Source organism: Candidatus Accumulibacter contiguus (assembly GCF_012940005.1).
Lineage (GTDB): Bacteria > Pseudomonadota > Gammaproteobacteria > Burkholderiales > Rhodocyclaceae > Accumulibacter > Accumulibacter contiguus.
The window spans coordinates 13,681-38,659 of sequence record NZ_SPMX01000037.1 but is presented as its reverse complement, the minus strand read 5'-3'; the positions used below and the strand labels follow the sequence as shown (position 1 = coordinate 38,659).

Genomic DNA, 24,979 nt, shown 5'->3' with positions numbered 1-24,979 from the left:
TTAAACGCGGACAGTGGTCGCCACAAGGGTAAGCGCATCACCTGGGGTGGTCGAGCGACGGTCCGTACCGCTTTATACATGGCGGCCTTAAGTGCCATACGTTACAACCCCGTCATCAAGACCTTTTATGAACGTTTGCTTGCTAACGGAAAACTCAAAAAAAGTCGCGCTGGTCGCTTGCATGCACAAGATGCTGACGATCATGAACGCCATAGTCAAATCGGGTATTCCGTGGAATCCAGAGCATGCAAAATGCGCCTAAAAAAAGCTTGACTGGGAACACAGTTGCTCCCCCGCAAGGGGGGGAGGGGAGATTCGAGAGTCGCTCGCGACTTTCATAGTAACCGTGAGTGCTCTAACCGGGATCCATCGCAATGACGCTGACTGAACTGCGCTATATCGTGGCGCTTGCACGTGAGAGGCATTTCGGGCACGCGGCCGAGAAATGCCACGTCAGCCAGCCAACGCTTTCGGTGGCGCTGAAGAAGGTCGAACAGCGCTACGGCGTGACTCTGTTCGAGCGATCATCCGCTGATGTACGTCTGACGACGATTGGCGAACAGATCGCGATGCAGGCCGAACGGGTGCTTGAGGAGGCTGGAAGACTCAGGGAGATCGTCGAGCAAGGAAAGGATCCCTTGCATGGGCCATTGCGCCTTGGCGTCATCTATACCATTGCACCCTACCTGCTGCCGCGCCTGATTCCTGCCCTGCATTCCCGCGCCCCCCCGGATGCCGCTGTACCTGCATGAGAACTTCACCGTAAACCTGGCGTCGCAGTTGCGTCGGGGTGATCTTGACGTGATTGTCGTAGCCTTGCCTTTCGTCGAGCCGGGGATCGTCTCGAGAGTCGTCTACGAGGAGCCCTTTTGTGTCGTGATGCCGAGTGGCCATCCCTTGGCGAAGGAATCCTTGATCGATCCCGAGCAGATCGCCGTGGAAAATCTGCTGCTCCTGGGGATGGGCAACTGTTTTCGGGATCAGGTCGTGCAGGCCTGCCCGCAGCTTTCAGTGCCTGGCGGAACCGTGGGTGCGATCGAAGGAAGTTCTCTTGAAACGGTTCGCTACATGGTTGCAAGTGGCGCGGGTATATCGGTCGTCCCCGCATCGGCCGCGGCATCGTGGCCACAGGAAGACCCACTACTCTTGTTTCGCTATTTCTGCGAGCCTGCTCCAGTGCGGCGAGTGGTCATCGCCTGGCGGGCAACTTTCCCCAGGCCACAGGCAATCGATGTCTTGCGGGCGGCGATCCTGGATGCACCACCGCCAGGGGTTGTGGCGGAGTGATCTCGCAGGCCAGTCTGATTGGGCAAATGTCAGGAGTGATCGTTCGATATGTTCCACGTGAAACAGGCTGCCTCCCGGCAGCCTGTTTCACGTGGCCGGGTCCGCCTTCCTGCGCCGTGTCGGAACCGCAGCGGCATCGGGCAGTGTCGTCGTGTTTGATTTCGCGGGTGCGCTTCTGGATGTTTTTGCGGCGGTCTTAGGCTCGCGCTTCTCGAACTCGAAGCCGACTTTTCCATCGGCGCCGCGCACCAGGTAAGCCGAAAACTTGCGCCGTGTGCGGGCCGAGATGAAATTCCTGAGCAGATCGGTACGCCCGGTTTCGAGCAGTTTCTGCATTTGTTCGGGTTCAACCGTTTGTTGCAGAATGATCGTCCCCGAGCGAAAGTCACAGCTCCTGCCGGGGCCGACAGATTTTTCACAGACATACGCCATGCCATGAGCAAATACGCGTGCCGCGCATTTCGGGCAGGCACCCAGAGATTCGCTTTGCGAAAAATCCACCTCGTCGACGGTGCCGTCATCACCGGCTGTGCTTTGCCCGAAGTCAAACTCCGGAGCGTTTTCAGCGTTCAACTGGACGATGGCGTTGAAAGTACGGCCCATCTTGTTCCTGAAGCCGCTCAAGGGGCCGACTCTGCGCTCGGTGAGCAACTTTTCGATTTCCGATGATTCAAACTGCCTGCCGGCGACAATTTTCCATAGCGCAAATTCGCAGGCCTGACACTGGAATTTCTTGTAGGTCTCCTTGATCAATCCACCGCATTTCGGGCAAGGCGTCGAAAGTTCACCGAAGTCACCAGGAATGCTGTCGCTGTCGTAACTCTTGGCTCGGTCGACGATGTGCTGCGTCATCGCCGCGATCTCTTTCATGAATTCGCTGCGCGACATCTCGCCTCTTTCCATGCGCGCCAGCTTCCATTCCCATTCTCCGGTAAGTTCGGGTGCGGTCAACTCGCGGATTCCAAGTCCGTTCAAGAGAGTCATCAGCGAAAAGGCCTTGGCCGTCGGCAGCAGTTCGCGGCCCTCGCGGAACAGATATTGCTCGGTGAGCAGATTTTCAATGATCTGTGCGCGCGTAGCCGGGGTACCGAGACCTCGTCCCGCCATTGCCGCCCGCAACTCCTCGTCGTCCATGGCCTTGCCGGCACCTTCCATGGCCGTCAACAGGCTGGCTTCGGAGTAGCGGGCCGGTGGTTTGGTCTGGTGTGCGCTGAGCACCAGTTCTTCTGTCTTGACCTGCTCATTCGGCGCAACGGCAACCAGGTTGCCCTCATCTGCCCCCTGCGCATCGCGGCCATAGACCGCCAGCCAACCCGGGTTGACCAGGACCTTGCCCTCGGTCTTGAAGGGTTCGCTTTCGACACGCGTAATCCGGGTGGTGATCAAAGATTCTGCAGCAGGATAGAACACGGCAAGAAAGCGCTTGACCACCATGTCGTACAGCTTCGACTCGGGTTCGGACAGGTGCTTGGGTGCCTGCAGCGTTGGAATGATCGCAAAGTGATCGGAGATCTTGGCATTGTTGAAAATGCGTTTGTTCGGCACGACCCAGTTGCTGGCCAGGATCTGCCGGGCAAAAGGCGCGTAGCGAGCCAGCGCTGCTTCGTCGTGGCCTTTGCCGACACCCTCGCCGGTAAGCATCGCGAGCGTGCTGTTGACCGTCGGAAGATAGTCTTCAGGGAGTGCGCGCGAATCGGTACGAGGATAGGTGAGGACCTTGTGTTTTTCGTAGAGCGCCTGTGCCAGGCCAAGCGTCGCCTTGGCAGAAAAACCGAAGCGCCCATTGGCCTCGCGTTGCAGGCTGGTCAGATCAAAGAGCAGAGGGGAGAGTTGTGTCGAAGACTTCGACTCCTCTCGGACTTCACCCATTCTGCCCGCGCATTTCTGCTGCAGCAGCATCCCTCGGGCCTCATCCCACAGGCGATCGGCGCGCGCATGCTCGTCCTCATCCTTTCCCTTGAATTTCTCGTCGAACCACTTGCCACGGTATTCTCCGGCGCCACAGAGGAAGATCCCCTCAAGCTCCCAGTAGGGACGAGGCTTGAACTTGCGTATGCGATCCTCACGTTCGACGATCAGCGCGAGTGTCGGCGTCTGAACGCGACCGACGGTAGTCAGGTGGAAACCGCCCGTCTTGGAATTGAATGCGGTCATCGCACGCGTGCCATTGATGCCGACCAGCCAGTCGGATTCCGAGCGACACACCGCCGCGTCCCCCAGGCCGCGCATCTCGGCGCCACTGCGCAGGCGCGTGAAGCCTTCCTTGATGGCTTGCGGAGTCATCGACTGCAGCCACAAGCGCTCTACCGGCTTGCCATTGGCCGCGTGCTGGGTGATGTAGTTGAAGATCAACTCCCCTTCGCGGCCAGCGTCGCAGGCGTTTACCAGACTGACCACATCCTTGCGCTTGATCAGACGGACCAGCAACTTGAGGCGCGACTCGGTCTTGGCAATCGGCTGCAGCGTAAAGTGCGGTGGAATTACCGGCAGATGGACGAATGACCACTTGCCACGCTTTACCTCATACTCTTCGGGACAGGCCAGTTCCAGCAGGTGGCCAATTGCCGAGGAGAGTACGTAGTCGTCATTCTCGAAGTAGTCTTCGTGCCGAACGAATCCGCCAAGGGCGCGCGCAAGGTCGGCGGCGACAGACGGCTTCTCAGTGATGATCAGTTTCTTGCTCATGTGGTTTTCATCAGCCGGGGAGAGTGGCGAAAGGAGTAATCAGCGGACTGTCCGTACAGTCCGCTGGTCAGGAATAATCTGTCAGGGGGGGCTCTCGGTTTTGGGAAATGCGTTGATAGCGACCGCCAGGCAAACTGCCGACCTCGCCATTCATTTCCAAGTGCAGCAGCATCACCGAAACGACTTCAGCCGTCAAGCCGCTGCGCTCTACGAGATCGTCCAGAGCACAGGGATCGAAACCCATGTTCAGCAACAGCCCGTCGGCTTTGTCATGGTTCGCTGGCGGAGTCATGAGCTGGGCTGGAGCACTCACCCACTGCAGTTCGTCGAGTACGTCCTGAACGGTTTCGACGAGTTTTGCGCCCTGTTTGATCAATTGATGGCAGCCGCGCGATTGCGGGGAGTGAATCGATCCGGGAATGGCAAAGACCTCACGACCCTGCTCGGCGGCTCGGTGAGCGGTGATCAGGGAGCCACTTTCGATCGTTGCCTCGACCACCAGGGCGCCGCGCGAAAAGCCCGCGATCAGGCGATTGCGGCGAGGGAAGTTGGTCGCGAGGGGGGGAGTCCCCAGCCGAAACTCCGAAATGATCGTCCCTTTCGCCGCGATCTCACATGCCAGATCCCGGTTGGCGGCCGGGTAGAGCCGATCAATTCCGGTGCCGATGAATGCCACGGTATTGCCCGAAGCCTTCAGCGCGCCACGATGAGCAGCAGCGTCTATCCCCAAGGCAAGACCGCTGGTGATGGTCAGGCGAGCCTCGGCAAGAGCGGCGGCAAAGCGCTCGGCGTTCGTGATCCCTTGTGGTGTAGGGTTGCGGCTACCGATCATGGCCAAGGCCGCCGTGTTGAGCAGATCGAGACGGCCGCGAACGTAGACCAGTGTCGGTGGGTCGGGGATTTGCAGAAGAGCTTGGGGATATTCCGGGTCGGCCAGGCACAGCAGGTGATGACCGGGCTTCTCTGACCAGCAAAGCGCTTCCTCGACGCCGGCCTGATTATCCGTGTTGATCAAGAGGTTTGCCGCTTTTTCACCAACGACATGTCGCAAGGCGCTGCGATCGGCACTGAAGACGGCTTCCGGAGGCCCGAATGCGGTTAACAGCTTGCGCTGGGTCTCACCGCCAATACCAGGAATCAGCGTCAGTCGTAGCCAGTATGCCAACGACTCGGCCGCATTCATTCCTAGGGAGTACGGGCGAAGTCGTTGACGTCTACGGTACTTTGCGATTGCACCACCAGGCCGTACGATAGACGTTCGAATGTCCTGAAGACGAACAGCAAGCCAATCCGTTCCGGGGGAATCGGTATCATCACCTTGGTATCGTTCTCATCGCGCTCGACCACCGTACGATTGCGCTCCAGTGCCAGAACATGCCCAATCTCGATGCCGTCCCTGACGCCACGGTTGATCGTGACAATGGAGCCGCGGCCTGCTGTGTCGACGCCGCCATACACGGAGATCACTCGACCATTGACCTGAAAGTCGGGTTTGTGTGGCACGTAAGCAACCAGCGGAGGACGTATCGTCGGCAGCAGGCGATCGCCGCGACCGATCTCCTGCTTCATTGTCACCACTTCAAAGGTCGCGTACTTGCCGGGTTCGATCTGCCTTGCGGTGCCGAGATAGAAAGCCTCGTAACCGAGGATCTCCTTACTGACGGGATCCTGTAGCGGCTTGCCGTTGCGATAGATCTGCCAGTCCAGCCTGGACGGATCGGCGTCGGCAACATAGGCAAGATCACCATTGCCGATGTAGACCCGATCCTGCTGCGTCGCGATAATGCGCGCAGCCCGGTCGAGGCTGGCGACTTCGACAATCAGCGGGTCAGAAAGAAATGGCCTGATGACGTTCGGTGGGATCGCCGGGATTCCTTCCCTGATCATCGTCGAATAAATCTGCGGTACCAGGCGGGTGCTCCGCAAACTCAAGCGTGGCGAGCCCTGTGCATCGCGTTCGAGAACGATTACATCGCCAGGGAAGATGCGGTGCGGGTTCTTGATCTCTTCATCGTTCATCCGCCAGACTTCCGGCCATCTCCAGGGATCTTTCAGGAATTTTCCGGCAAGGTCCCACAAGGTGTCACCTGGCACGACGATATGGCGGCTTGGGGCACCATCAGCCAACTGGATTTCCTGCCCGGCGGCGCAACAGAGCGCACTGAGCATGGCCAGAATGAACGCGGACATAATGCGGATCATCGTGTTATCCTCGTAGGAGCGGTTGGGGAACTCCCGGTCGAGATTTCTGTCTCACGCCGTTGTTTACCCGGTCTGCTGCCGTAATCATCGCTGGCGTCGCGCCAACGACGTCGGCATTGTCAAGACACTGCGCCGGATTTTGCACGTAGTTACTTCTTCGATCAAGCATTTTATGTCTCTACTACCAATCCTTCGTTTTCCCGACCCACGCCTGAAGAAACTTGCTGCACGCGTTGAGCAGGTGGACGACAGTATTCGCCGTTTGGCACGTGACATGGCCGAGACCATGTACGAGGCGCCAGGCATAGGCCTTGCTGCCACACAGGTGGATGTGCACCAGCGCGTCATTATCATTGATGCTTCAGAAACCCGGGATCAGTTGCTGACCCTGGTCAATCCGGAAATCATTCTGCAGGATGGCTTGCAGATCTGTGAGGAAGGGTGCCTGTCGGTGCCCGGAATTTACGACAAGGTCGAGAGGGCTGAACATGTCGTCGTTCGCTATCTCGATCTGCAAGGACACGAACAGACTGTCGATGCAGTGGGGTTGCTGTCCATATGCCTGCAGCACGAGATCGATCATCTACGGGGACGAGTCTTTGTCGAGCATCTGTCGCAACTGAAACAGGTGCGCATCAAGAACAAGCTCGCCAAGCAGGCGAGAATCACCGCGTGAAACTCGTCTTCGCCGGAACGCCAGAGTTCGCTGCACTTGCCTTGCGGGCGATCATCGCAGCGGGACATCAGGTAGCGATGGTGCTGACCCAACCGGATCGCGCTTCCGGGCGTGGTCTCGCACTGCGTGCTTCGCCAGTCAAGCAACTGGCAGAGGCGATGGGAATCGAGGTCTTTCAGCCTCCGACCCTGCGGGACCCGATCGCGCAGGAGCGGATACGCGCAGTAACTGCCGAAGTGATCATCGTCGCAGCTTATGGCCTGATTCTCCCGCAGGCATTACTCGATATGCCCCCCTTCGGTTGCATCAATATTCATGCCTCGTTGCTGCCACGCTGGCGCGGTGCCGCACCGGTGCAGCGTGCGCTGCTTGCTGGTGACCGGGAAACCGGTGTGTGCATCATGCAGATGGACGCCGGGCTCGATAGCGGCCCGCTGCTGCTGTCGGCAAGGCAGCCGATCAACAAGGACGATACGGCATCTTCGCTGCATGACCGTCTGGCAGAGCAGGGCGCCAGGCTGATCGTCGAGGTGTTGGCGCGCTTGCCACTGCTGGCGCGTCCACAACCGGAGACAGGGATCACCTACGCCGCCAAGATCAGCAAGACGGAAGCCGCTCTGGACTGGCGTCTACCGGCAGCCCAACTGGAACGGCAGGTGCGGGCCTTCAACCCCTTTCCAGGCGCAACCTGTGTAATCGACGGCAGTGTGCTCAAGGTCTGGCGTGCCGAAGTGGTTGCCGGCGTCGGACTGCCAGGGGTGATTCTCGCTGCACAGCGAAGTGGCATCGTCGTGGCCTGTGCTGACGGGGCGCTGCTTCTCGCCGAATTGCAGAAGGCTGGTGGCAGGCGGCTCTCCGCTGCACAGTTCCTGGCCGGCACTCCGGTTGTGGAGGGTTCCCGGTGCGCGGTGAGCACGGCTTGAAATGCGGCATCGACTCCCCATCTAGCTGCTCACACGAGAACCAAGCTTGTCTGGAAGGAGGACTCTGCGATGCTCGGCAACTGGCTGAAAACGACTATCCTGATGGCCGCGATTGTGGCACTGTTCGGCTCTGTCGGAGCGCTCATGGGTGGCAAGACAGGGATGCTGCTGGCGCTGCTCTTTGGCGGCGCGATGAACTTCTTCGCCTACTGGTTCTCGGATCAGATGGTGCTCAAGATGTACAACGCGCGCGCGGTCGACGAAAGCTCGGCGCCGCAGTTCTACGGTATGGTCAGGGAACTTGCGCAGCGCGCAGCACTGCCGATGCCGAAAGTCTACCTGATCGATGAGGCGCAGCCGAACGCCTTTGCTACCGGTCGCAACCCGGATAACGCGGCGGTCGCGGCAACGACGGGAATTCTCCAGTTATTGTCGGCACGCGAGATCCGTGGGGTCATGGCGCATGAGTTGGCGCATGTTCGGCACCGCGACATTCTGATCTCGACGATTTCAGCGACCATGGCTGGTGCCATTTCTGCCCTGGCCAATTTCGCGGTATTTTTTGGCGGTCGTGATTCGGAAGGGCGTCCAAGCAATCCCCTGGCCGGCATTCTTGTCGCCTTGCTCGCACCACTGGCTGCCTCGCTGATTCAGATGGCCATTTCCCGGGCGCGCGAGTTTGAGGCCGATCGCGGTGGCGCAGAAATCAGTGGTGATCCGAGGGCACTCGCCGATGCCCTGGCCAAGATCGACGCCTACGCTCGCGGCATCCCGATGGCAGCGGCCGAGGCACACCCGGAAACTGCTCAAATGATGATCATGAATCCCTTGTCGGGCGGTGCGATTGCTGGTCTGTTCAGCACCCATCCGCCGACCGAAGAAAGAGTGGCACGGCTGCGGGCCATGGCCCGCAGCTAAGGTCCAAGGACAGCCGTGTTTCACGTGAAACATTGGCTGGCGTCGTCATGCATGCGCACTATCGCAACAACTGCCGCAGCAGTTCGGCAAGACGATAGCCGGCCTCGGTGACCCGGCGCTTTGCGATGGCCAGCGAACTTTCGTGAAATTCGGCGGTAATCGTTGGCACGCCATCGATTACCGGTGGATAGGCGTATTCGCTGGCAATCCGCCAGCTTTCATCAATCCATTGCTCTGACGTTGCCGTTACCGCAGCGGGCGCGAAGTGGCCAACCAATGCAATGGCGGCACTCTGCAATCCTTGGCCGTTCAGCCAGGGTGGCCCCGGCAGGTCGTCCCAATACCGGTGCAGATTCGTCGACGAGGAAGGCAAATGCAAGGGATTGCTGATCGTCACCTTGTTTCCGCCATGATCGCTTTGTCCGTCCGGGCCATAGCGGCTGGCAGCATGCAGCGGCTGATGGGCATCACCAACCAGGTGAATCAACCAGGGTAGTGCGTAGGCTCGCGCACTGAGCTTCGCCTTCCGGTCGCCGACCGTCTGGGCCAATGCCACCAGTTGGCGATCGATCAGGCCTGGCGACGGCAGAAGATTTTCGGATGGACCCAAGGGACGATCGACGTAATGCCAGCTCAATCGCCGTTCCATATCGGGGAAACCTGGCTGGGTCGATGTTGGCTCCTCTCTGTCGGCGGTATAGAAGCGCTTGTCGTGGCGTATGTCGTCAGGCCAGGTCGAGGCCTCGAGAAAGGCTGTCAAGTCGGGATCAGCACCATTGGCGCGCAACTGCCAGCGCTCGTAGTCCGGGTGTTGCCGCAGCAGTGCCGCCACCGCATCTCTTGTCGGCGCTTCCAGGCGTTCCCAGGCAATCAGGGCACTGAGCCGATGCCCGGCAGCATTCCAGGCCAAGGTCGGAGCAGCCAGAAGCAACAGCAAGCTCAGCAGCAACAGCCGCCGGAAGAATCTCGCAGACATCGTTTGTCTAGCGGTCAAGGCCGATATCGTCCTGTGAGGCTGGATCATCCAGTGGTTCGAGATGGGTAAATACCGACGTATGCGGCAGCGCTTGACGTATCTCGCGTTCGATATCTTCAAGCAGTTGATGACCATGGTCGATGGTCCACACACCCGGCACGAGGACATGCAGCGAGACGAAGCGGCGTGCACCCGACTCGCGGGTCCGCAAGGCATGGTAGTCGATACCCAGCGAACGATAGCGCTCCAGGATGTTGAGTACGAGTGCGTGCTGCTCCGGCGGAAGACTGCCATCCATCAGCCCCGTGGTCGTACGTTGCAGCAGGCGCCAGGCAGTCCACACGATATTGCTGGCGACCAGCAGCGCCAGTGCGGGGTCGAGCCATAACCATCCCGTGGCTGCCACTCCGGCAACGCCAAGGATCACTCCTGCGGATGTCCAGACATCGGTCAGCAGGTGGTGCGCATCGGCCTCGAGGGTGATTGATCGCTGTCGCCGGCCGGCAAGCAGCAGAATGCGGCCGACGACAAGATTGATTAGAGAGGCCAGCACCGATACCATCAGCCCAACCCCGATCTGCTCGAGTTCCTGCGGATGCAGAAGGCGCTCAATCGCGGCAATGGCGATTGCCGCTGCAGCAATCAGGATCAGCAGTCCTTCGAATCCACTCGAGAAGTACTCGGCTTTGCCGTGGCCAAAAGCATGTCCTTCATCTGCCGGCCGTTCCGCGACCGTAAGCATTGCCAGCGCCATCGCCGCTCCGGCCAGATTCACGACCGATTCGAGGGCATCCGAGAGCAGCCCGACGGAACCGGTAAGCAGCCAAGCCACTCCCTTCAGCGCAAGTGTGGCGAGAGCGGCAGCGATTGACAGCCACGCATAAGATTTGAGTGAGTGCGCATTCTTCATATGTGCATTATCGTCTGCCAGCGACCATCTCGCCATCCTCAGGCATCGTGCTACACTCAATGGATCCTCAATCGCCATGAATCCCGGCCTTGCCTTCTTCATCTACTTCGCCCACGGCACGCGCGCAGCGCGTGCGCAAACCGACACTTCCAGACCAGGGCACATCGTCGCGCTTCGCCGGACGGACGCTATCCACGCTCGCACCGGATTCGCTGGCCCTGAGCCTTTCACTGGCGGCGCGGGTGATTGCTCTGGTGCACACCGGACAGAGCCTGACGCAAGCGCTGACCATCCTCGGCGAAACGGCACCAGCAGCCCGTGCGGCGGCCCAGGACGTGGCTTACGGCAGCTTGCGCTGGTACGGATGTGGCGAGTTCATTCTGCGGCGCCTGCTGGCAAGATCACTGCCGCATCCGCAAGCGCAGGCACTTCTGCTGGGAGCGCTTTACCGTTTGCAGACTCGGCCCGAATCCGGATACATGGTGGTCGATCAGGCCGTGGCTGCGGCCGGCGAACTGGCGGGCGGCGCTTTCAAGGGCCTGGTGAATGGCGTGTTGCGCAATTATCTGCGTCAACGTGAGGCCCTGCATGCGGCCATGCTCGAAGAGGACGAAGCTGCACAACAGCACCCCGGCTGGTGGCTGGCACGCTTGCGGCGTTCCTATCCGGATCATTGGCAGAATATCGTCACGGTCGGCAATAGCCAGCCACCGATGACCCTGCGCGTCAATCGTCGGCGTGCCACCCTGAGCGATTATTCGACTCGCCTGCAAGAGGCAGGTTTGTCGGCCCGGCCGCTGGGAGGCGATGCACTGATCCTCGACAAGCCTGTCCCGGTCGATGCCTTGCCGGGCTTCGCCGACGGACTGGTTTCGATCCAGGATGTCGGCGCCCAGGGTGCGGTGCAGATCCTTGAACCACTCGCTGGTCAGCGCCTGCTCGACGCGTGTGCGGCGCCAGGCGGAAAAACCGGGCATCTGCTCGAAGTGGCAGACATTGACTTGCTGGCGCTCGACATCGACGGCAGTCGCACGCGCCTCATCGAGGACAACCTGCGGCGCCTTGGCCTGCAGGCAACGGTGCAGGTGGCCGATTGCCGATCCACCGAGCAGTGGTGGGATGGCCGGTTTTTCGACGCCATTCTTGCCGATGTACCCTGCTCGGCATCGGGAGTGGTGCGTCGGCACCCGGATATCAAGTACCTGCGCCGGGAGAGCGATATCAGACGCTTCGCTCACATCCAGACCGAAATTCTTGACAAGCTTTGGCCACTGCTAAAACCGGGCGGAAAGCTGCTCTACGCGACCTGTTCGGTTTTCCCTGAAGAGAATAAAGCGCAGATCGACGCCTTCCTTTATCGCCAACCAACCGCCATGCGGCTGGCCGAAAAAAGACTCCTGCCCCAGGAAGAACATGACGGATTCTTTTATGCCTTGTTACGGAAAGCTCTCTAGCTCCCTGTTCCTGGGACTACTGCTGCTATTGGTTTCCTCTGGCACGCGGGCCGCCGAAATCAGCGTCCGCAACCCGAACCTTTCCGCAGGCGACGACGGCTATACGCTGGCTGCAGACTTCAACATCAATCTCAATGCCCGACTCGACGAAGCAATAGCCAAGGGCATCACCCTGTACTTTGTCGTCGATTTCGAACTGAGCCGTTCTCGCTGGTATTGGCTGGACGAACAGGTGATCAGCCGCAGTCAAACCTATCAGCTTTCCTACCACGCGCTGACACGTCAGTATCGTTTGTCCAGTGGTGCCTTGCACCAGAGTTTCAGCACGCTCGACGATGCGCAGCGGATTTTGTCGCGTTTGCGCAACTGGCAGGTACTCGACAAGGGCTCGGTCAAGGCCGATCAGACTTATCTCGCTGCGGTGCGCATGCGTCTCGACCTGTCGCAAATGCCCAAGACCTTTCAGGTCAACGCCCTGGCCAACCGGGACTGGAACCTCTCCTCCGATTGGGCGCGCTGGAACTTCACGCCTGTCGAAACGGCTCCGTCAACCGTGACAGGCACCCCGACCTTGCTGGTTCCTTCCACTGACGCCAAATGAAAGCACTGATCGTCGCCGCCGCGTCGTTTGGCGGCATTCTGTTGTTTCTGCTGGCTTCGGCAAGCGCCAATACGGCGCTTTTTGCCAGTCACTATCCGTGGCTGCTCGGGCTGAACGCAATCGTCGCCCTGTCGCTCTTGGCGCTGATCGCATGGCAATTGCACGCACTTTGGCGAGAGCATCGGGCGCAGGTATTCGGCTCTCGCCTCAAGTTTCGCCTGATGCTGATGTTTGGCCTCATGGCCGTCCTTCCCGGGCTGTTGATCTACGCGGTATCGGTACAGTTTGTCACCAAGAGCATCGAGACCTGGTTCGACGTCCGCGTGGAAAAAGCCCTCGAAGCGGGATTGAACCTCGGTCGCAGTGCGCTAGACTCCTTGCTCGAGGATCTTGCGGTCAAGGGGCAGGCCATGGCGCTGGAACTCGGCGAACGTTCGGAAGTGCAGCGGCGACTCGAACTCAATCGCTTGCGCGAGCAGCATGGCGTGCAATCCGTTGCCTTGTTTTCGACCACTGGCGAACTGCTGGCGACGGCCACCGACGAACTGGCCAACCGACTGCCAGCACAGCCAGCACCCGAACAGTTGCGCCGCGCGCGCAGCGAGCGCAGGTACGCGGTCATTGAAAGCAACGGCGACAAGGACCTCAGCTTGCGCGTCCTGGTGGCCGTCGCACCACCGGGCCTCGGGGTCGAGACGCGCATCCTGCAACTCACCGAGCCGGTACCGGGAGCGCTCGCGCTGAACGCCGACAGCGTCCAGACCGTGTATGCTGACTATCAGGAACTCTCTTTGGGTCGCGAAGGGCTTACCCGCATCTACGCGATGACTCTCACGCTGACCGTACTGCTGGCCCTGTTCACCGCCATCGCGCTGGCTTTCGTGCTGGCCCGTCGTTTGTCGGCACCCCTGTCGATCCTTGCAGAAGGTACCCAGGCCGTGGCGGCTGGCGACTACACTCCTCGCCAGGCGATCTATAGCCGTGATGAACTGGGCATCCTGACGCGCTCGTTCAAACAGATGACCAGCCAGCTGGACGAGGCACGACGCGACAACGAGCGTCACCGCGCCGAGCTGGAAGCGGCACGAGCTTATCTGGAATCGATTCTGGCCAACCTGTCTGCCGGTGTCCTCGTTTTCGACCGACGCTTCGTGCTGCGGACGGTGAACGAGGGCGCACTGACCATCCTTGCCGACGACTTCACCAGCCTTCTCGGAGAGTCTGCCACAGTCTGGCCACGCCAGCAGGTTCTCGGTCAGGCCATCATCGACGCCTTTGCCGAGATCCAAGGTACGGAATGGCAGGAGCAGATCGAACTTGATCATCCTGACGGCCCGCCACAGATCCTGCTCCTGCGCGGGTCGCAGCTTCCGGATGAATCACACGGTGGCTACGTCGTTGTATTTGACGACGTGACGCGACTCGTCGCCGCCCAGCGCAGTGCCGCATGGGGCGAAGTGGCACGGCGGCTGGCGCACGAGATCAAGAACCCTCTGACACCGATCCAGTTATCCGCCGAACGCCTGCAGATGAAGCTTGCCGATCGTCTCAGCGGTACCGATGCCGAGATGCTCGCTCGCTCGACCCAGACCATCATCATGCAGGTACAGGCGATGAAAAGGATGGTCAATGACTTCAGCGACTACGCGCGCATGCCTGCGCCCGAGCTGGCCGTCGTCGACCTCAACGCGCTGGTCGTCGAGGTGCTTGGCCTCTACGAGACCTCGCGGGCCACGATCGAGCCAAATCTCGCGGCCAGGTTACCTCCGGTATGGGGCGACACCACCCAGTTGCGACAGATCATCCACAACCTGCTGCGCAACGCTGAAGAGGCGCAGGAGGCGGTGGATTCACCATCCATCGTGATTGGCACGCGCCGTACCGACAGTATGGTTGAACTGCTGGTCAGCGATCAGGGGCCTGGTTTTCCACCCGAAATCATCGCGCGGGTCTTTGAACCCTATGTCACCACCAAGGCCCGCGGTACCGGCCTGGGCCTGGCGATCGTCAAGAAGATCGTCGATGAACATCACGGCCGCATCCGAATCAACAATCGTCAGCCGATCGGCGCCGAGGTCAGCATCCTGTTGCCGCTGGCTGCTCTACCGACACCCAGGCGACGCGCAAGCCAACTTCCTTCCGAGGCCTGACCATGGCGCAAATACTGATCGTTGATGACGAAATGGGAATTCGCGAATTGCTCTCCGAGATTCTGGCCGACGAAGGTCACTCGGTGTGGCTGGCCGAGAACGCTGCAGCGGCGCGCAAGCTGCGCACAGACCGGCGGCCTGACCTGGTTCTGCTGGACATCTGGATGCCCGATACCGACGGAATTTCACTGCTCAAGGAATGGTCCGCGAGCGGTCTCCTGACGATGCCGGTGGTCATGATGTCCGGTCACGGTACGATCGACTCGGCCGTCGAAGCGACACGCATCGGCGCCACCGATTTCCTCGAGAAGCCGATCGCTCTGCAAAAACTGTTGCTCACGGTCAAGAAGGCGCTCAAGCACGAAACGGTACTGCTCAAGAAGCCCTTGACGCTTGATGCTTTTGCCCACTCCCCATTGCTCAAGGACCTCAAGAGGCGCCTTGAGCAGGCCGCGGCGAAAACCTCGGTGCTGCTCCTCAAGAGCGCATCCGGCAGCATCGCCGAAATTTGCGCGCGTACCTTGCAGACACACCGGGCGCCGTGGCTGGATCTGTCGACTTCGAGTGCGCCGCTGACGCAGGAAATGCTGCAGAATGCCAGCGGCGGCATCGTCTTCATCTCCGACCTCGCGCAGCTCGGAAAGCTGCAACAGATGAATCTGGTCTTCGCGCTTGAACGACTCGAAAGACACAATCTGCAGTTGGTCGCCGCTTCGACCCGCCCGCTGACAAACCTCGTCGATGCCGGCTGGGATCCGGTGTTGGTCAACCGCCTGGGTGAAGTCTGGGTGGCGCTGCCGCAGATCTCCGGCCATGCCGACGATGTTCCCGAGATTGCCTCCTTGCTGCTGGCCCATCTGGCCGAGCGCGGCGAGGTTCCGTTGCGGCATTTTTCCAGCGGCGCCCAGAACGCACTCCGTTTGCACCGTTGGCACGGGGAGTGGGCAGAACTGCTGACCACCGTCAAGAATCTCGCGCTCTCGGCACTCGACGAAGAAATCAGTGCCGATGACGTCGCCCGCATTCTGCAGATCGAGGTCAGGCAGATTGGTGCTCCTTTCCCACTACCGGCAATGTTTTTCGATCAACCATTGCGCGAGGCCCGGGAAGCCTTCGAAAGGATGTATTTCGAATACCACCTGACCGGCGAACGCGGTAGCATGACGCGTTTGGCGGAGAAGACAGGCTTGGAGCGCACTCACCTTTACCGCAAGTTGAAGCAGCTCGGACTCAATGTTGGCCGACGCGGCGACGAGCGCGAGTAGAGTCTAACCGTCAAGGCTGTCAGGGAGATCAACAACCATGCGTATCGTCATACTCGGCGCTGGCCAGGTGGGTGCCAGCGTCGCCGAAAGCCTCGTCTCTGAAAACAACGATATCACGGTGGTCGATAGCGACCATGAGAGGCTGGCGCATTTGCAGGATCGCCTTGACCTGCAAACGGTCGTCGGCAACGCAGCGCATCCGTCGGTACTAGCCAATGCCGGTCTGGACGACGCCGACCTGCTGATTGCCGTGACCCAGAGCGATCAGACCAATCTCGTCGCCTGCAAAGTGGCACACAGCATTTTCAACGTCCCGGCGCGGATCGCTCGTCTGCGGGCACGCGATTTCCTGGACAGCGAAAAGCTCCTGTCCCCGGAAAATTTTGCCGTCGATTACGCCTTGTGTCCGGAACATGTGATCACCGAGTACATTGCGCGCCTGGTCGATTTCCCGGAAGCACTGCAGGTCCTGAGTTTTGGCAGCGGCCGTCTGGCGCTCGTCGCCGTGCGTGCCTACTCCGGCGGCCTGCTAGTTGGTAGCCCGATCAAGGAAATGCCCAATCATCTGCCACCGGGAATCGAGGGAAGGATCGCTGCGATCTATCGCCGTGACGGGGCGATCACTCCGACTGGCGATACGATCATCGAAGATGGCGACGAGGTATTCCTGTTGGCCGCCGAGGAACACATTCGAACCGTGATGCGCGAACTGCGACGCTCGGTGGAGCCCGTCCGGCGGGTGATGATTGCCGGTGGTGGTAATATCGGGCTGCGCGTCGCCCAGGCGCTCGAGAACAAGTGCCAGGTCAAGGTCATCGAGCTAGACCGGCGCCGCGCCGAGTTCGTGGCCACCTCCCTCAAGTCGGTGCTGGTACTCAACGGTGACGCCACTGACGAAGAGTTGTTGCAACAGGAAGCGATCGACGAAATGGATCTCTTCCTGGCGCTGACCAGCGATGATGAAGACAACATCATGGCCGGGTCGCTGGCCAAAAGGATGGGCAGCAAGCGGGTGGTGGCACTGATCAACCGGCGCGCCTACGCCGAACTGGTTCAGGGTGGGCCGATCGACATCGCGATTTCACCAGCGCAGGTATCGATCGGCACGCTGCTGACCTATGTCCGTCACGGTGATGTGGCACAGGTCCATAGTCTGCGCCGTGGCGCTGCCGAAGCGCTCGAGATCGTCGCGCACGGTGAACAGAAGAATTCGAAAGTGGTTGGCCGGCGCATCGGTGAGTTGCCGGAAATTGCTGGCGCATTCATCGCGGCGATCGTGCGCGATCTCGACAAGAGCCAGGATATCGGTTTTCTCGGCCTGGCCAAACAGAAGCAGATGGGCCGGGTACTGATCGCCCACAAGGATGTGGTGATCGAGTCCGGAGACCACGTGATCGTCTTCTGCCTCGACAAGAAGGTGGTCAAGCAGGTGGAGAAGCTGTTTGCGGTCGGTTTCCATTTCTTCTGAGAGGCATTGCCATGCAACGCTATTACCCGGTCATTCGGGTTCTCTCGCTGGTGATCTGCATGTTCGGGCTGACCATGCTGGTTCCCTGGGCCTTGTCCTGGGCGACGCATGACGGAGCCGAGAGTGCTTTCGACGAGGCGGTCCTGCTGACCGTCGGTACTGGCCTGGGACTGTGGTATGTAACCCGCAAAGAGAAGCGTGATCTGACGATTCGCGACGGGTTTCTGATGGTCGCACTGGTGTGGACGGTCTTGCCGGTCTATGCCGGACTGCCTCTAATGATCCAGCTCAATGCGAGTTTTACGGATGCCTATTTTGAAGCGGTCTCCGGACTGACCACGACCGGCGCGACAGTCTTCGAGGGACTGGACACGCTGCCGGTGTCGATCAATTTCTGGCGTTGCCAACTGGTCTGGCTCGGCGGCATGGGCTTGATCGTTCTGGCGGTAGCCATCCTGCCTTTGCTCGGAATCGGCGGCCGCCAGATGTTCAAGGCCGAAACACCGGGGCCGATGAAGGATTCGAAGATGACCCCGCGCATGGCAGAAACGGCCAAAGGCCTGTGGGTGGTCTATACGCTGATCTCGATTTGCTGCACGCTGGGCTACCATTGGGCCGGCATGACCTGGCTCGACGCGCTCATGCACATGTTCAGCACCATGGGACTTGGCGGCTTTTCCAGTCACGACGCGAGCTTCGGATTCTTTGATTCACCGGCGATCGAAGCCGTCAGTATCCTATTCATGCTGATTGCGGGCTGCAATTTTGCAACCCACTATGTCGTTCTTTCGGGTCGTTCGCTGCGTCCTTATGTAACCGATCCGGAAGCTGGAGCCTTTCTCCTGGTAAGCATCGGCAGTGTCATCGCAATCGCCGTCTTTCTCGATGTGCATGAGGTGTATCCGAACTTCTCCGAGGCGCTCAGGTTTTCGGCCTTCAATGTCGTCTCGATCGCAACGACCACCGGTTATGCCAATACCGATTATGCGCTGTGGCCTTTCTTTGCTCCTTTGTGGATGTTGTTCCTGTCGAGCTTTGCGACCAGTGCGGGTTCGACGGGTGGCGGCATCAAGATGATCCGCGCCATCGTGCTCTACAAACAGGTCTACCGCGAACTGACACGCGCCATGCACCCCAACGCCGTACATCCGATCAAGATTGGCAGTGAGGTGATGCCCCCCAACATTCTCTTCGCGGTATTGGCCTTCGGCTTCATGTACATGGTGTGCATCGTGTCGATGACGCTAGCGCTTTCCTTCTCCGGACTCGAGATCATCACCGCCTTCTCGGCAGTCGTCGCAAGCATCAACAATACCGGTCCGGGTCTCGGCGAGGTCGGTCCGGCGACCAATTTCGGTGGTCTGTCAGACTTCCAGACCTGGGTGTGCACCTTTGCCATGCTCCTCGGTCGCCTCGAAATCTTTACCCTGCTGGTGGTCATGACCCCGGCTTTCTGGCGCAAGTAAGGGCGAAAGGCGGATAATCGAGCTTTCGCGGCGCATTCCCCGCTGCGGCGGAGCCCAACGTGACCCGACCCTGCAACGATACTTTCCTGCGCGCCCTGCTCAAGGAACCGACCGAACATACGCCGGTCTGGCTGATGCGACAGGCGGGCCGCTATCTGCCAGAGTACTGCGAAACGCGTCGGCGTGCCGGCAGCTTTCTGCAGTTGTGCAAGAACCCTGCCATGGCTTGCGAGGTGACCCTGCAGCCACTCGCGCGTTACAATCTCGATGCGGCGATCCTTTTCTCGGACATTCTGACGGTGCCCGATGCGATGGGCCTCGGGCTGTATTTCACCGATGGGGAAGGACCCCGCTTCGAACGTCCGCTGCGCGAGGAATGGGCGATCCGCGACCTGACTGCACCAGACCCCTGGGATCACCTGCGTTATGTGATGGATGCCGTCAGCGAAATCAGGCGGGCGCTGAACAACACCGTGCCGCTGATCGGCTTTTCCGGAAGTCCTTACACCCTGGCATGCTACATGGTCGAAGGCGGTGCGAGCAGCGATTACCGCTGCATCAAGGGCATGCTTTACGACCGACCGGATCTGCTACATCGCATTCTGTCGGTCACTGCCGATGCGGTAAGCGCTTACCTCAACGCCCAGATCGAGTCCGGAGCACAGGCAGTGATGATATTCGATTCCTGGGGCGGCTCGCTTTCGGCTGCCGCGTACCAGGAATTCTCGTTATCCTACCTGCAACGCATCGTTGCTAGTCTCATCCGCGAGCGGGCAGGTACACGGGTTCCGTCGATCGTGTTCACCAAGGGGGGGGGGCCTGTGGCTGGAATCGATCGCCGATATCGGCTGCGATGCGATCGGCCTCGACTGGACAATCGACATCGGCGAAGCGCGCCGACGCGTGGGTCACCAGGTTGCCTTGCAGGGCAATCTCGATCCTGGAGTGCTCTTCGCCTCACCCGAGAGGGTAGCCGCCGAAGCCAGACAGGTGCTGGACAGCTACGGTTTGCACAACACCGGTCATGTGTTTAATCTGGGCCACGGGATTTCCCAGTTTACGCCACCCGAAAACGTAACGGCACTGGTTGATGCGGTACACACCCATAGCCGCCTCCTGCGTAGAAAAATCGAATAAATCGTCTTCTACCAGTTGACTTATTCACAGAAATGGCCACAACTTTCGCCGTCTGCTGAAAACCAGTGGCTTCTCATGGCTATATTTCCATCCTATTGATTTAAAAGGTTTTAAAAATTGCCTATTTTTCCGGCGATCTCCGGAAACCCTTGTGAACAGGGCCTTTGCGCCACTTTTCGGCAAGCTGATCCACAGAGTTATCCACAGATCTGTGTATAGGCTGGAAAGCCGAGATAACTGAATGCCTTAGCTCGCAAACGCGTTTCCCGGATCGGATCTTCCGCATGCAGATTGCCCGCGTCGCCCTAGACGTGCCGCTTCGCCGATTCTTCGACTACCGGGTTCCCGAGGGAGAGCGGATGTCGGTGGCGGACATCGGCTGTCGGGTTCGTGTACCCTTCGGTCAACGCCACAAGATCGGTATCCTCGTTGAGTTGGCTACCGATACGGACATTCCGCTTGCACAGCTCAAACCGATCGAAAGCATTCTTCGCGAGCTGCCGCCATTGCCCGCCGCCTGGTTTCGCCTGACCAAGTTTTGCGCGGCCTATTATCACGCGCCGCTTGGGCAGGTGATGCTGTCTACCCTGCCGGCCGGACTACGCGCGCTGGCACCACCGAAACCTCGGCCGCTTCGGCAGCGCATCGTGGACGTGCCGGCGCAGCCAGCGCCGCTGCTGACCTGCGAACAGGAAGCTGTGCTGACGTCGATAGCTGCAGGTAACGCCCGCGCCTACCTATTGCACGGCGTCACCGGCAGCGGCAAGACCGAAGTCTATCTCCGCCTGATCGAACGCTGCCTGGCGGTGGGGCAACAGTCGCTCCTGCTGGTACCGGAAATCAACCTGACGCCACAACTCGAAGCCCGGGTCACGGCTCGTTTTCCAAATGCCGGGCTGGTCAGCCTGCACAGCGAGTTGGGTGAGGCTGCGCGTAGCCGCAACTGGCGTGCCGCACTGACTGGCGAGGCACGTATCGTCCTCGGCACCCGCCTGGCGGTATTCACACCCTTGCCCGAGCTTGGCCTGATCATCGTCGATGAAGAGCATGACTCGTCGTTCAAACAACAGGACGGCATTCGCTATTCGGCGCGTGACCTGGCCGTCTTCCGCGCTCACGATAGTGGCATCCTGATTGTCCTTGGTTCGGCGACTCCTTCACTCGAGAGTTGGGCCAATGCCCAGGGCGTTGACGGGAGCGGGCGCTATCGGCTTCTTTCGCTGCGGGAGCGGGCCTTCGCGGGTGCCTGCCTGCCCCTGCTGCGGTGTATCGATACGCGCTTCGACAAGTTGCAGGATGGACTCTCCGGAGCCCTGCTGCTGGCCATCGAGCAACGTCTGGTGCGTGCCGAACAGAGTCTGGTTTTCCTCAACCGGCGCGGCTACGCACCGGTCCTGGCCTGCGCGGCCTGCGGCTGGACTTCACATTGCCATCGCTGCGCCGCCAACCTGGTTCTGCATCTCGCCGACCGCTGTCTGCGCTGCCACCATTGCGGCTTCGAGGCACGCGTCCCAAAGCTTTGCCCGACCTGTGGCAACCAGGATCTCAGCGCCTTCGGTCGCGGTACGCAACGGATCGAGGCAGTCCTTGCAGAGCGCTTCCCACAGGCACGCATCCTGCGTGTCGATCGTGATTCGGCGCGCAGCCGCAAACAATGGGAAGTCCTGCTGGCGAGAATCCATGGGGGCGAGGCTGACATCCTGGTTGGCACGCAGATGCTGGCCAAGGGCCATGACTTCCCGAAGCTCACGCTGGTCGGTGCGATCGCCCCGGATGCCGCCCTGTTCGCCGCAGACTGGCGCGCCCCGGAGCGTCTGTTCGCACAGTTGATGCAGGTGGCCGGGCGCGCCGGCCGTGCCGACCGGCCAGGCGAAGTGCTGCTGCAGACACAGTTTCCCGAACATCCGCTCTACGCCGCGCTGATCCGGCATGACTATCCGGCTTTCGCCGCCATGCAGCTCAAGGAGCGACAGCAGGCCGGCTTCCCGCCCTATGCCCATCAGGCCATGCTGCGTGCGGAATCTCCACGGATGGCTGACGCACTGGGCTTCCTCGCCAGCGCTCGTGCCCAGCCGGTGTCCGACGAAGATCTACAAGTGATCTTTTACGATCCGGTGCCGATGCGCCTGTCCCGTCGCGCCAGTCTCGAACGTGCACAGTTGCTGGTCGAGTCGCCATCACGGCGAGCCTTGCAGCGCTTCCTCGCCCACTGGGTGACCCAGCTCGAAGCCATCAGGGCGCCATCCCGGCTACGCTGGCACCTGGAAGTCGACCCCTTGGAGTTCTGACCCGCCAATTATCGGCCTGTGAGCCGAGCAGACATTCGCGATAGAATCGCTCGTTTTCTCTGCGGAAGCGTCGCATGCCTACTGGAATCATTGAGTCGCTGGACCACGAGGCGCGGGGAGTGACGCGTCTTGACGGCAAAACGGTTTTCGTCGAGGGCGCCTTGCCGGGCGAGTGCGTCGAGTACGCCAGCTATCGCCGGAAACCCAGCTATGAGCTGGCACGCACGCTGCATGTGCTGGCATCGTCGTCGCAGCGGGTGACGCCACGCTGCCCGCATTTTGGCGTCTGCGGCGGTTGCAGCATGCAGCATCTCGATCCACAGGCGCAGGTCGCGGCCAAGCAGCGCCTGCTCGAGGACAATCTCTGGCACCTCGGCCGCATCAAGGCAGACCAGCTCTACACGCCGATTTACGGCCAGCCATGGGGCTACCGCTATCGAGCGCGCCTTTCCGTTCGCCTGGTGCTGAAGAAGGGTGGCGTTCTCGTCGGCTTCCACGAGAAGAAAAGCAGCTACGTCGCCGACATGAAACAATGCGAAATTCTACCACCACGCCTGTCGGCGATGCTCTTGCCGCTGCGCGAACTGATCGGCGAGCTGTCGATCCGGGATCGCCTGCCGCAGATCGAGGTGGCTGTTGGTGAACGGATGACTGCGCTGGTGCTGCGCATTCTCGAAGGCCTCGATCCGGCGGACGAGTCTCTGCTGCGCGACTTCGCCGACCGCCATGCCGTGGTCTTCTACCTGCAGCCGCAGGGGCCGGCGACGGCTTATCGCTTCTATCCGCTCGACGGGCCGCAACTCTCCTACCAGCTCCCCGATTTTGCGGTCGAGCACGCTTTCTCGCCAACCGAGTTCACCCAGGTCAATCACGCGATCAACCGCGTGCTGGTGCGGCGTGCGCTGGCCCTCCTGGCCCCGCAAGCGGGCGAGCGCGTTGCGGACATGTTCTGTGGGCTGGGCAACTTCACGCTGCCGATTGCCCGCTCCGGCGCGCGCGTTCTGGGAGTCGAGGGTAGCGCCGAGCTGGTTCGCCGCGCCACCGAGAACGCTGCGGCGAATGGCCTGGACAGGCTCGCCGAGTATCGCCTCGCCAACCTCTTCGAGACCACTCCGGACAGCCTGGCGGCGCTCGGCCGCTTTGACAGGATGCTGATCGACCCGCCGCGCGAAGGTGCTCTCGAACTGATCAAATCGCTCGATGCGGACGGCCCGCGGCGAATCGTCTACATTTCCTGCAGTCCCGCCACGCTGGCACGCGATGCGGGCATTCTCGTCGCCCAGAAGCATTACCGGTTGCGCGGCGCCGGCGTGGTCAATATGTTTCCGCAGACTTCGCACGTCGAATCGATCGCCCTCTTCGAGCGCACGCCAGCGAGCTGAGCTTCGCTCTGCAGCGCCGCGCAGGTCCACGGCCACAGCAGCGCTTCGCTTTGTGACAGAATCCTCCTGTGTAGGCGCGATCATTGAGCGGGAGAAAGTAATGCACATGGCGGATGCACTGTTGTCGCCGGCTGTCGGCGGCACGATGTGGGCAGTATCAGCGGGCATCATTGTCTATTGTTCGAAAAAGGTCACGGACGAACTCGACGAGCGCAAGGTGCCGTTGATGGGCGTTCTCGGCGCCTTCCTTTTTGCTGCCCAGATGATCAACTTCAGCATCCCCGGCACCGGTTCGAGTGGCCATCTCGGCGGCGGGCTGCTGCTGGCGATTCTGCTCGGGCCGCATGCAGCTTTCCTGACCATTGCCTCGGTACTGGTGGTGCAGGCGCTGTTCTTTGCCGACGGTGGTCTGCTGGCTCTCGGCTGCAACCTCTTCAACCTGGGATATTTTCCGGCATTCATTGCCTACCCCCTGATCTACCGGAAAATCGCAGGTGCGCGGCCAGGCCAGTTGCGCCTGAGCGTGGCGGCCATCGTCGCAGCGACCGTCGGGCTGCAACTGGGAGCGTTCGGGGTCGTCGTCGAGACGGCCAGCTCGGGGATTTCGTCGCTGCCTTTTGCCACTTTCGTGCTGTTCATGCAGCCCATTCATCTGGCCATCGGAATCGTCGAAGGCGTGGTGACGGCCGCGATTGTCTCGTTTGTCCATCGTGCGCGGCCAGAATTGATCGGTGCAGCAGCCCGGCCAACGGTCACGCCTGGCCAGCAATCGCTGCGCAAGCTGCTGCTGGCTTTCCTCGCCGGGGCCGTGCTGACCGGTGGATTGTTTTCCTGGTTTGCGTCGAAAGACCCGGACGGACTCGAATGGGCGATTGCCCAGGTGAGCGGCGAGGCCGAGCTCAAGGGGCCCGAGCAGGGAATGCACGCGACACTGGCCGCGCTTCAGGAGAGGATGGCGATCCTGCCGGATTACGCTTTCCGGAAGACCGATGCCGGAGGGCAGGGCAACGGAGGCAGCGATGGCAACGGCGATGCCAATCCGGAAAGCCGGCTCGGCAGCAGCGTCTCGGGGATCGTCGGCGGTCTGCTGGCGCTGCTGCTGGCATTCCTGATCGGCTTCCTGCTCAAGAGACGCGTCCACCGCATGCCGCGTGCCGGCGGCTTGTCTTGATGGCGTACCGCCAGGCGCCA

Annotated in this window: 17 protein-coding genes and 3 pseudogenes; 15 read left to right on the top strand and 5 right to left on the bottom strand. The window is 60.5% G+C overall.

Annotation, left to right across the window (positions count from 1 at the left end):
• Positions 1–262, top strand: a pseudogene (locus E4Q08_RS13600) (transposase); the annotation flags it as partial.
• Between the two features lie 112 nt (positions 263–374).
• Positions 375–1,287, top strand: a pseudogene (locus tag E4Q08_RS13595) (hydrogen peroxide-inducible genes activator).
• An 87-nt stretch (positions 1,288–1,374) separates the two neighbouring features.
• Here the strand turns inward: E4Q08_RS13595 and E4Q08_RS13590 are convergent.
• The 3 genes from E4Q08_RS13590 to E4Q08_RS13580 form a co-directional block, all read right to left on the bottom strand.
• On the bottom strand, positions 1,375–3,972 hold the full coding sequence (locus tag E4Q08_RS13590; protein ID WP_169070763.1) for a DNA topoisomerase III: 2,598 nt from the start codon (positions 3,970–3,972) through the stop codon (positions 1,375–1,377).
• 67 nt (positions 3,973–4,039) lie between these two features.
• The gene (gene dprA, locus E4Q08_RS13585; RefSeq protein ID WP_034915029.1) at positions 4,040–5,155 is read right to left on the bottom strand and encodes a DNA-processing protein DprA; all 1,116 of its coding nucleotides are present in this window, start codon (positions 5,153–5,155) and stop codon (positions 4,040–4,042) included.
• A 2-nt stretch (positions 5,156–5,157) separates the two neighbouring features.
• The gene (locus E4Q08_RS13580; protein ID WP_034915027.1) at positions 5,158–6,174 is read right to left on the bottom strand and encodes a LysM peptidoglycan-binding domain-containing protein; all 1,017 of its coding nucleotides are present in this window, start codon (positions 6,172–6,174) and stop codon (positions 5,158–5,160) included.
• Positions 6,175–6,346: 172 nt separating this feature from the next.
• On the opposite strand from E4Q08_RS13580, the gene def reads away from it, so the two are divergent.
• From def to htpX, 3 genes are all read left to right on the top strand, one after another.
• Positions 6,347–6,850: a peptide deformylase gene (gene def / locus E4Q08_RS13575; protein WP_034915026.1), complete on the top strand. Its 504-nt coding sequence runs from the start codon at positions 6,347–6,349 to the stop codon at positions 6,848–6,850.
• Positions 6,847–7,773 (top strand): methionyl-tRNA formyltransferase, encoded by a 927-nt coding sequence (fmt, locus tag E4Q08_RS13570; protein ID WP_034915023.1) that lies wholly within the window; start codon positions 6,847–6,849, stop codon positions 7,771–7,773. The genes def and fmt overlap by 4 nt, the downstream gene beginning before the upstream one ends.
• A 69-nt stretch (positions 7,774–7,842) precedes the next feature.
• Entirely contained in the window at positions 7,843–8,691 is an 849-nt protein-coding gene (gene htpX / locus E4Q08_RS13565; RefSeq protein WP_034915021.1) for a zinc metalloprotease HtpX, read from the top strand.
• A gap of 58 nt (positions 8,692–8,749) precedes the next feature.
• Here htpX and E4Q08_RS13560 read toward each other — a convergent pair whose 3' ends face one another.
• Both E4Q08_RS13560 and E4Q08_RS13555 read right to left on the bottom strand, forming a co-directional pair.
• Positions 8,750–9,685 (bottom strand): S1/P1 nuclease, encoded by a 936-nt coding sequence (locus E4Q08_RS13560; protein WP_169070762.1) that lies wholly within the window; start codon positions 9,683–9,685, stop codon positions 8,750–8,752.
• A complete protein-coding gene (locus E4Q08_RS13555; protein ID WP_034915016.1) occupies positions 9,675–10,577 on the bottom strand; it encodes a cation diffusion facilitator family transporter in 903 nt (300 codons plus the stop codon). Before E4Q08_RS13555 ends, E4Q08_RS13560 begins: the two co-directional genes overlap by 11 nt.
• An 89-nt stretch (positions 10,578–10,666) precedes the next feature.
• Between E4Q08_RS13555 and rsmB the strand changes: the two genes are divergently transcribed.
• The 10 genes and pseudogenes from rsmB (at position 10,667) to E4Q08_RS13505 (ending at position 24,959) form a co-directional block, all read left to right on the top strand.
• Positions 10,667–12,031 (top strand): 16S rRNA (cytosine(967)-C(5))-methyltransferase RsmB, encoded by a 1,365-nt coding sequence (rsmB, locus tag E4Q08_RS13550; RefSeq protein ID WP_308240134.1) that lies wholly within the window; start codon positions 10,667–10,669, stop codon positions 12,029–12,031.
• Positions 12,006–12,632 (top strand): DUF4390 domain-containing protein, encoded by a 627-nt coding sequence (locus E4Q08_RS13545; protein ID WP_169070761.1) that lies wholly within the window; start codon positions 12,006–12,008, stop codon positions 12,630–12,632. Before rsmB ends, E4Q08_RS13545 begins: the two co-directional genes overlap by 26 nt.
• Complete coding sequence (locus E4Q08_RS13540; RefSeq protein ID WP_169070760.1) at positions 12,629–14,782, top strand: sensor histidine kinase; 2,154 nt, start codon at positions 12,629–12,631, stop codon at positions 14,780–14,782. Before E4Q08_RS13545 ends, E4Q08_RS13540 begins: the two co-directional genes overlap by 4 nt.
• A gap of 2 nt (positions 14,783–14,784) precedes the next feature.
• On the top strand, positions 14,785–16,047 hold the full coding sequence (locus E4Q08_RS13535) for a sigma-54-dependent transcriptional regulator (protein WP_169070759.1): 1,263 nt from the start codon (positions 14,785–14,787) through the stop codon (positions 16,045–16,047).
• A gap of 37 nt (positions 16,048–16,084) precedes the next feature.
• Entirely contained in the window at positions 16,085–17,515 is a 1,431-nt protein-coding gene (gene trkA / locus E4Q08_RS13530) for a Trk system potassium transporter TrkA (protein WP_169070758.1), read from the top strand.
• An 11-nt stretch (positions 17,516–17,526) separates the two neighbouring features.
• Positions 17,527–18,981: a TrkH family potassium uptake protein gene (locus E4Q08_RS13525; protein ID WP_169070757.1), complete on the top strand. Its 1,455-nt coding sequence runs from the start codon at positions 17,527–17,529 to the stop codon at positions 18,979–18,981.
• 59 nt (positions 18,982–19,040) lie between these two features.
• Positions 19,041–20,118, top strand: a pseudogene (gene hemE / locus E4Q08_RS26160) (uroporphyrinogen decarboxylase).
• A 284-nt stretch (positions 20,119–20,402) separates the two neighbouring features.
• A complete protein-coding gene (locus tag E4Q08_RS13515) occupies positions 20,403–22,406 on the top strand; it encodes a primosomal protein N' (protein ID WP_169070756.1) in 2,004 nt (667 codons plus the stop codon).
• A 74-nt stretch (positions 22,407–22,480) separates the two neighbouring features.
• On the top strand, positions 22,481–23,788 hold the full coding sequence (gene rlmD, locus E4Q08_RS13510; RefSeq protein WP_169070755.1) for a 23S rRNA (uracil(1939)-C(5))-methyltransferase RlmD: 1,308 nt from the start codon (positions 22,481–22,483) through the stop codon (positions 23,786–23,788).
• Positions 23,789–23,888: 100 nt separating this feature from the next.
• Positions 23,889–24,959, top strand: coding sequence for an energy-coupling factor ABC transporter permease (locus E4Q08_RS13505; protein ID WP_169070754.1), 1,071 nt, complete (start codon positions 23,889–23,891; stop codon positions 24,957–24,959).
• Positions 24,960–24,979: the final 20 nt, after the last annotated feature.

Coding starts and splice junctions, on each gene's coding strand:
- E4Q08_RS13590 (WP_169070763.1), bottom strand. CDS start 3,972: ATGAGCAAGAAACTGATCATCACTGAGAAGCCGTCTGTCGCCGCCGAC.
- dprA (WP_034915029.1), bottom strand. CDS start 5,155: ATGAATGCGGCCGAGTCGTTGGCATACTGGCTACGACTGACGCTGATT.
- E4Q08_RS13580 (WP_034915027.1), bottom strand. CDS start 6,174: ATGATCCGCATTATGTCCGCGTTCATTCTGGCCATGCTCAGTGCGCTC.
- def (WP_034915026.1), top strand. CDS start 6,347: ATGTCTCTACTACCAATCCTTCGTTTTCCCGACCCACGCCTGAAGAAA.
- htpX (WP_034915021.1), top strand. CDS start 7,843: ATGCTCGGCAACTGGCTGAAAACGACTATCCTGATGGCCGCGATTGTG.
- E4Q08_RS13555 (WP_034915016.1), bottom strand. CDS start 10,577: ATGAAGAATGCGCACTCACTCAAATCTTATGCGTGGCTGTCAATCGCT.
- E4Q08_RS13545 (WP_169070761.1), top strand. CDS start 12,006: ATGCCTTGTTACGGAAAGCTCTCTAGCTCCCTGTTCCTGGGACTACTG.
- E4Q08_RS13540 (WP_169070760.1), top strand. CDS start 12,629: ATGAAAGCACTGATCGTCGCCGCCGCGTCGTTTGGCGGCATTCTGTTG.
- E4Q08_RS13535 (WP_169070759.1), top strand. CDS start 14,785: ATGGCGCAAATACTGATCGTTGATGACGAAATGGGAATTCGCGAATTG.
- trkA (WP_169070758.1), top strand. CDS start 16,085: ATGCGTATCGTCATACTCGGCGCTGGCCAGGTGGGTGCCAGCGTCGCC.
- E4Q08_RS13525 (WP_169070757.1), top strand. CDS start 17,527: ATGCAACGCTATTACCCGGTCATTCGGGTTCTCTCGCTGGTGATCTGC.
- E4Q08_RS13515 (WP_169070756.1), top strand. CDS start 20,403: ATGCAGATTGCCCGCGTCGCCCTAGACGTGCCGCTTCGCCGATTCTTC.
- rlmD (WP_169070755.1), top strand. CDS start 22,481: ATGCCTACTGGAATCATTGAGTCGCTGGACCACGAGGCGCGGGGAGTG.
- E4Q08_RS13505 (WP_169070754.1), top strand. CDS start 23,889: ATGCACATGGCGGATGCACTGTTGTCGCCGGCTGTCGGCGGCACGATG.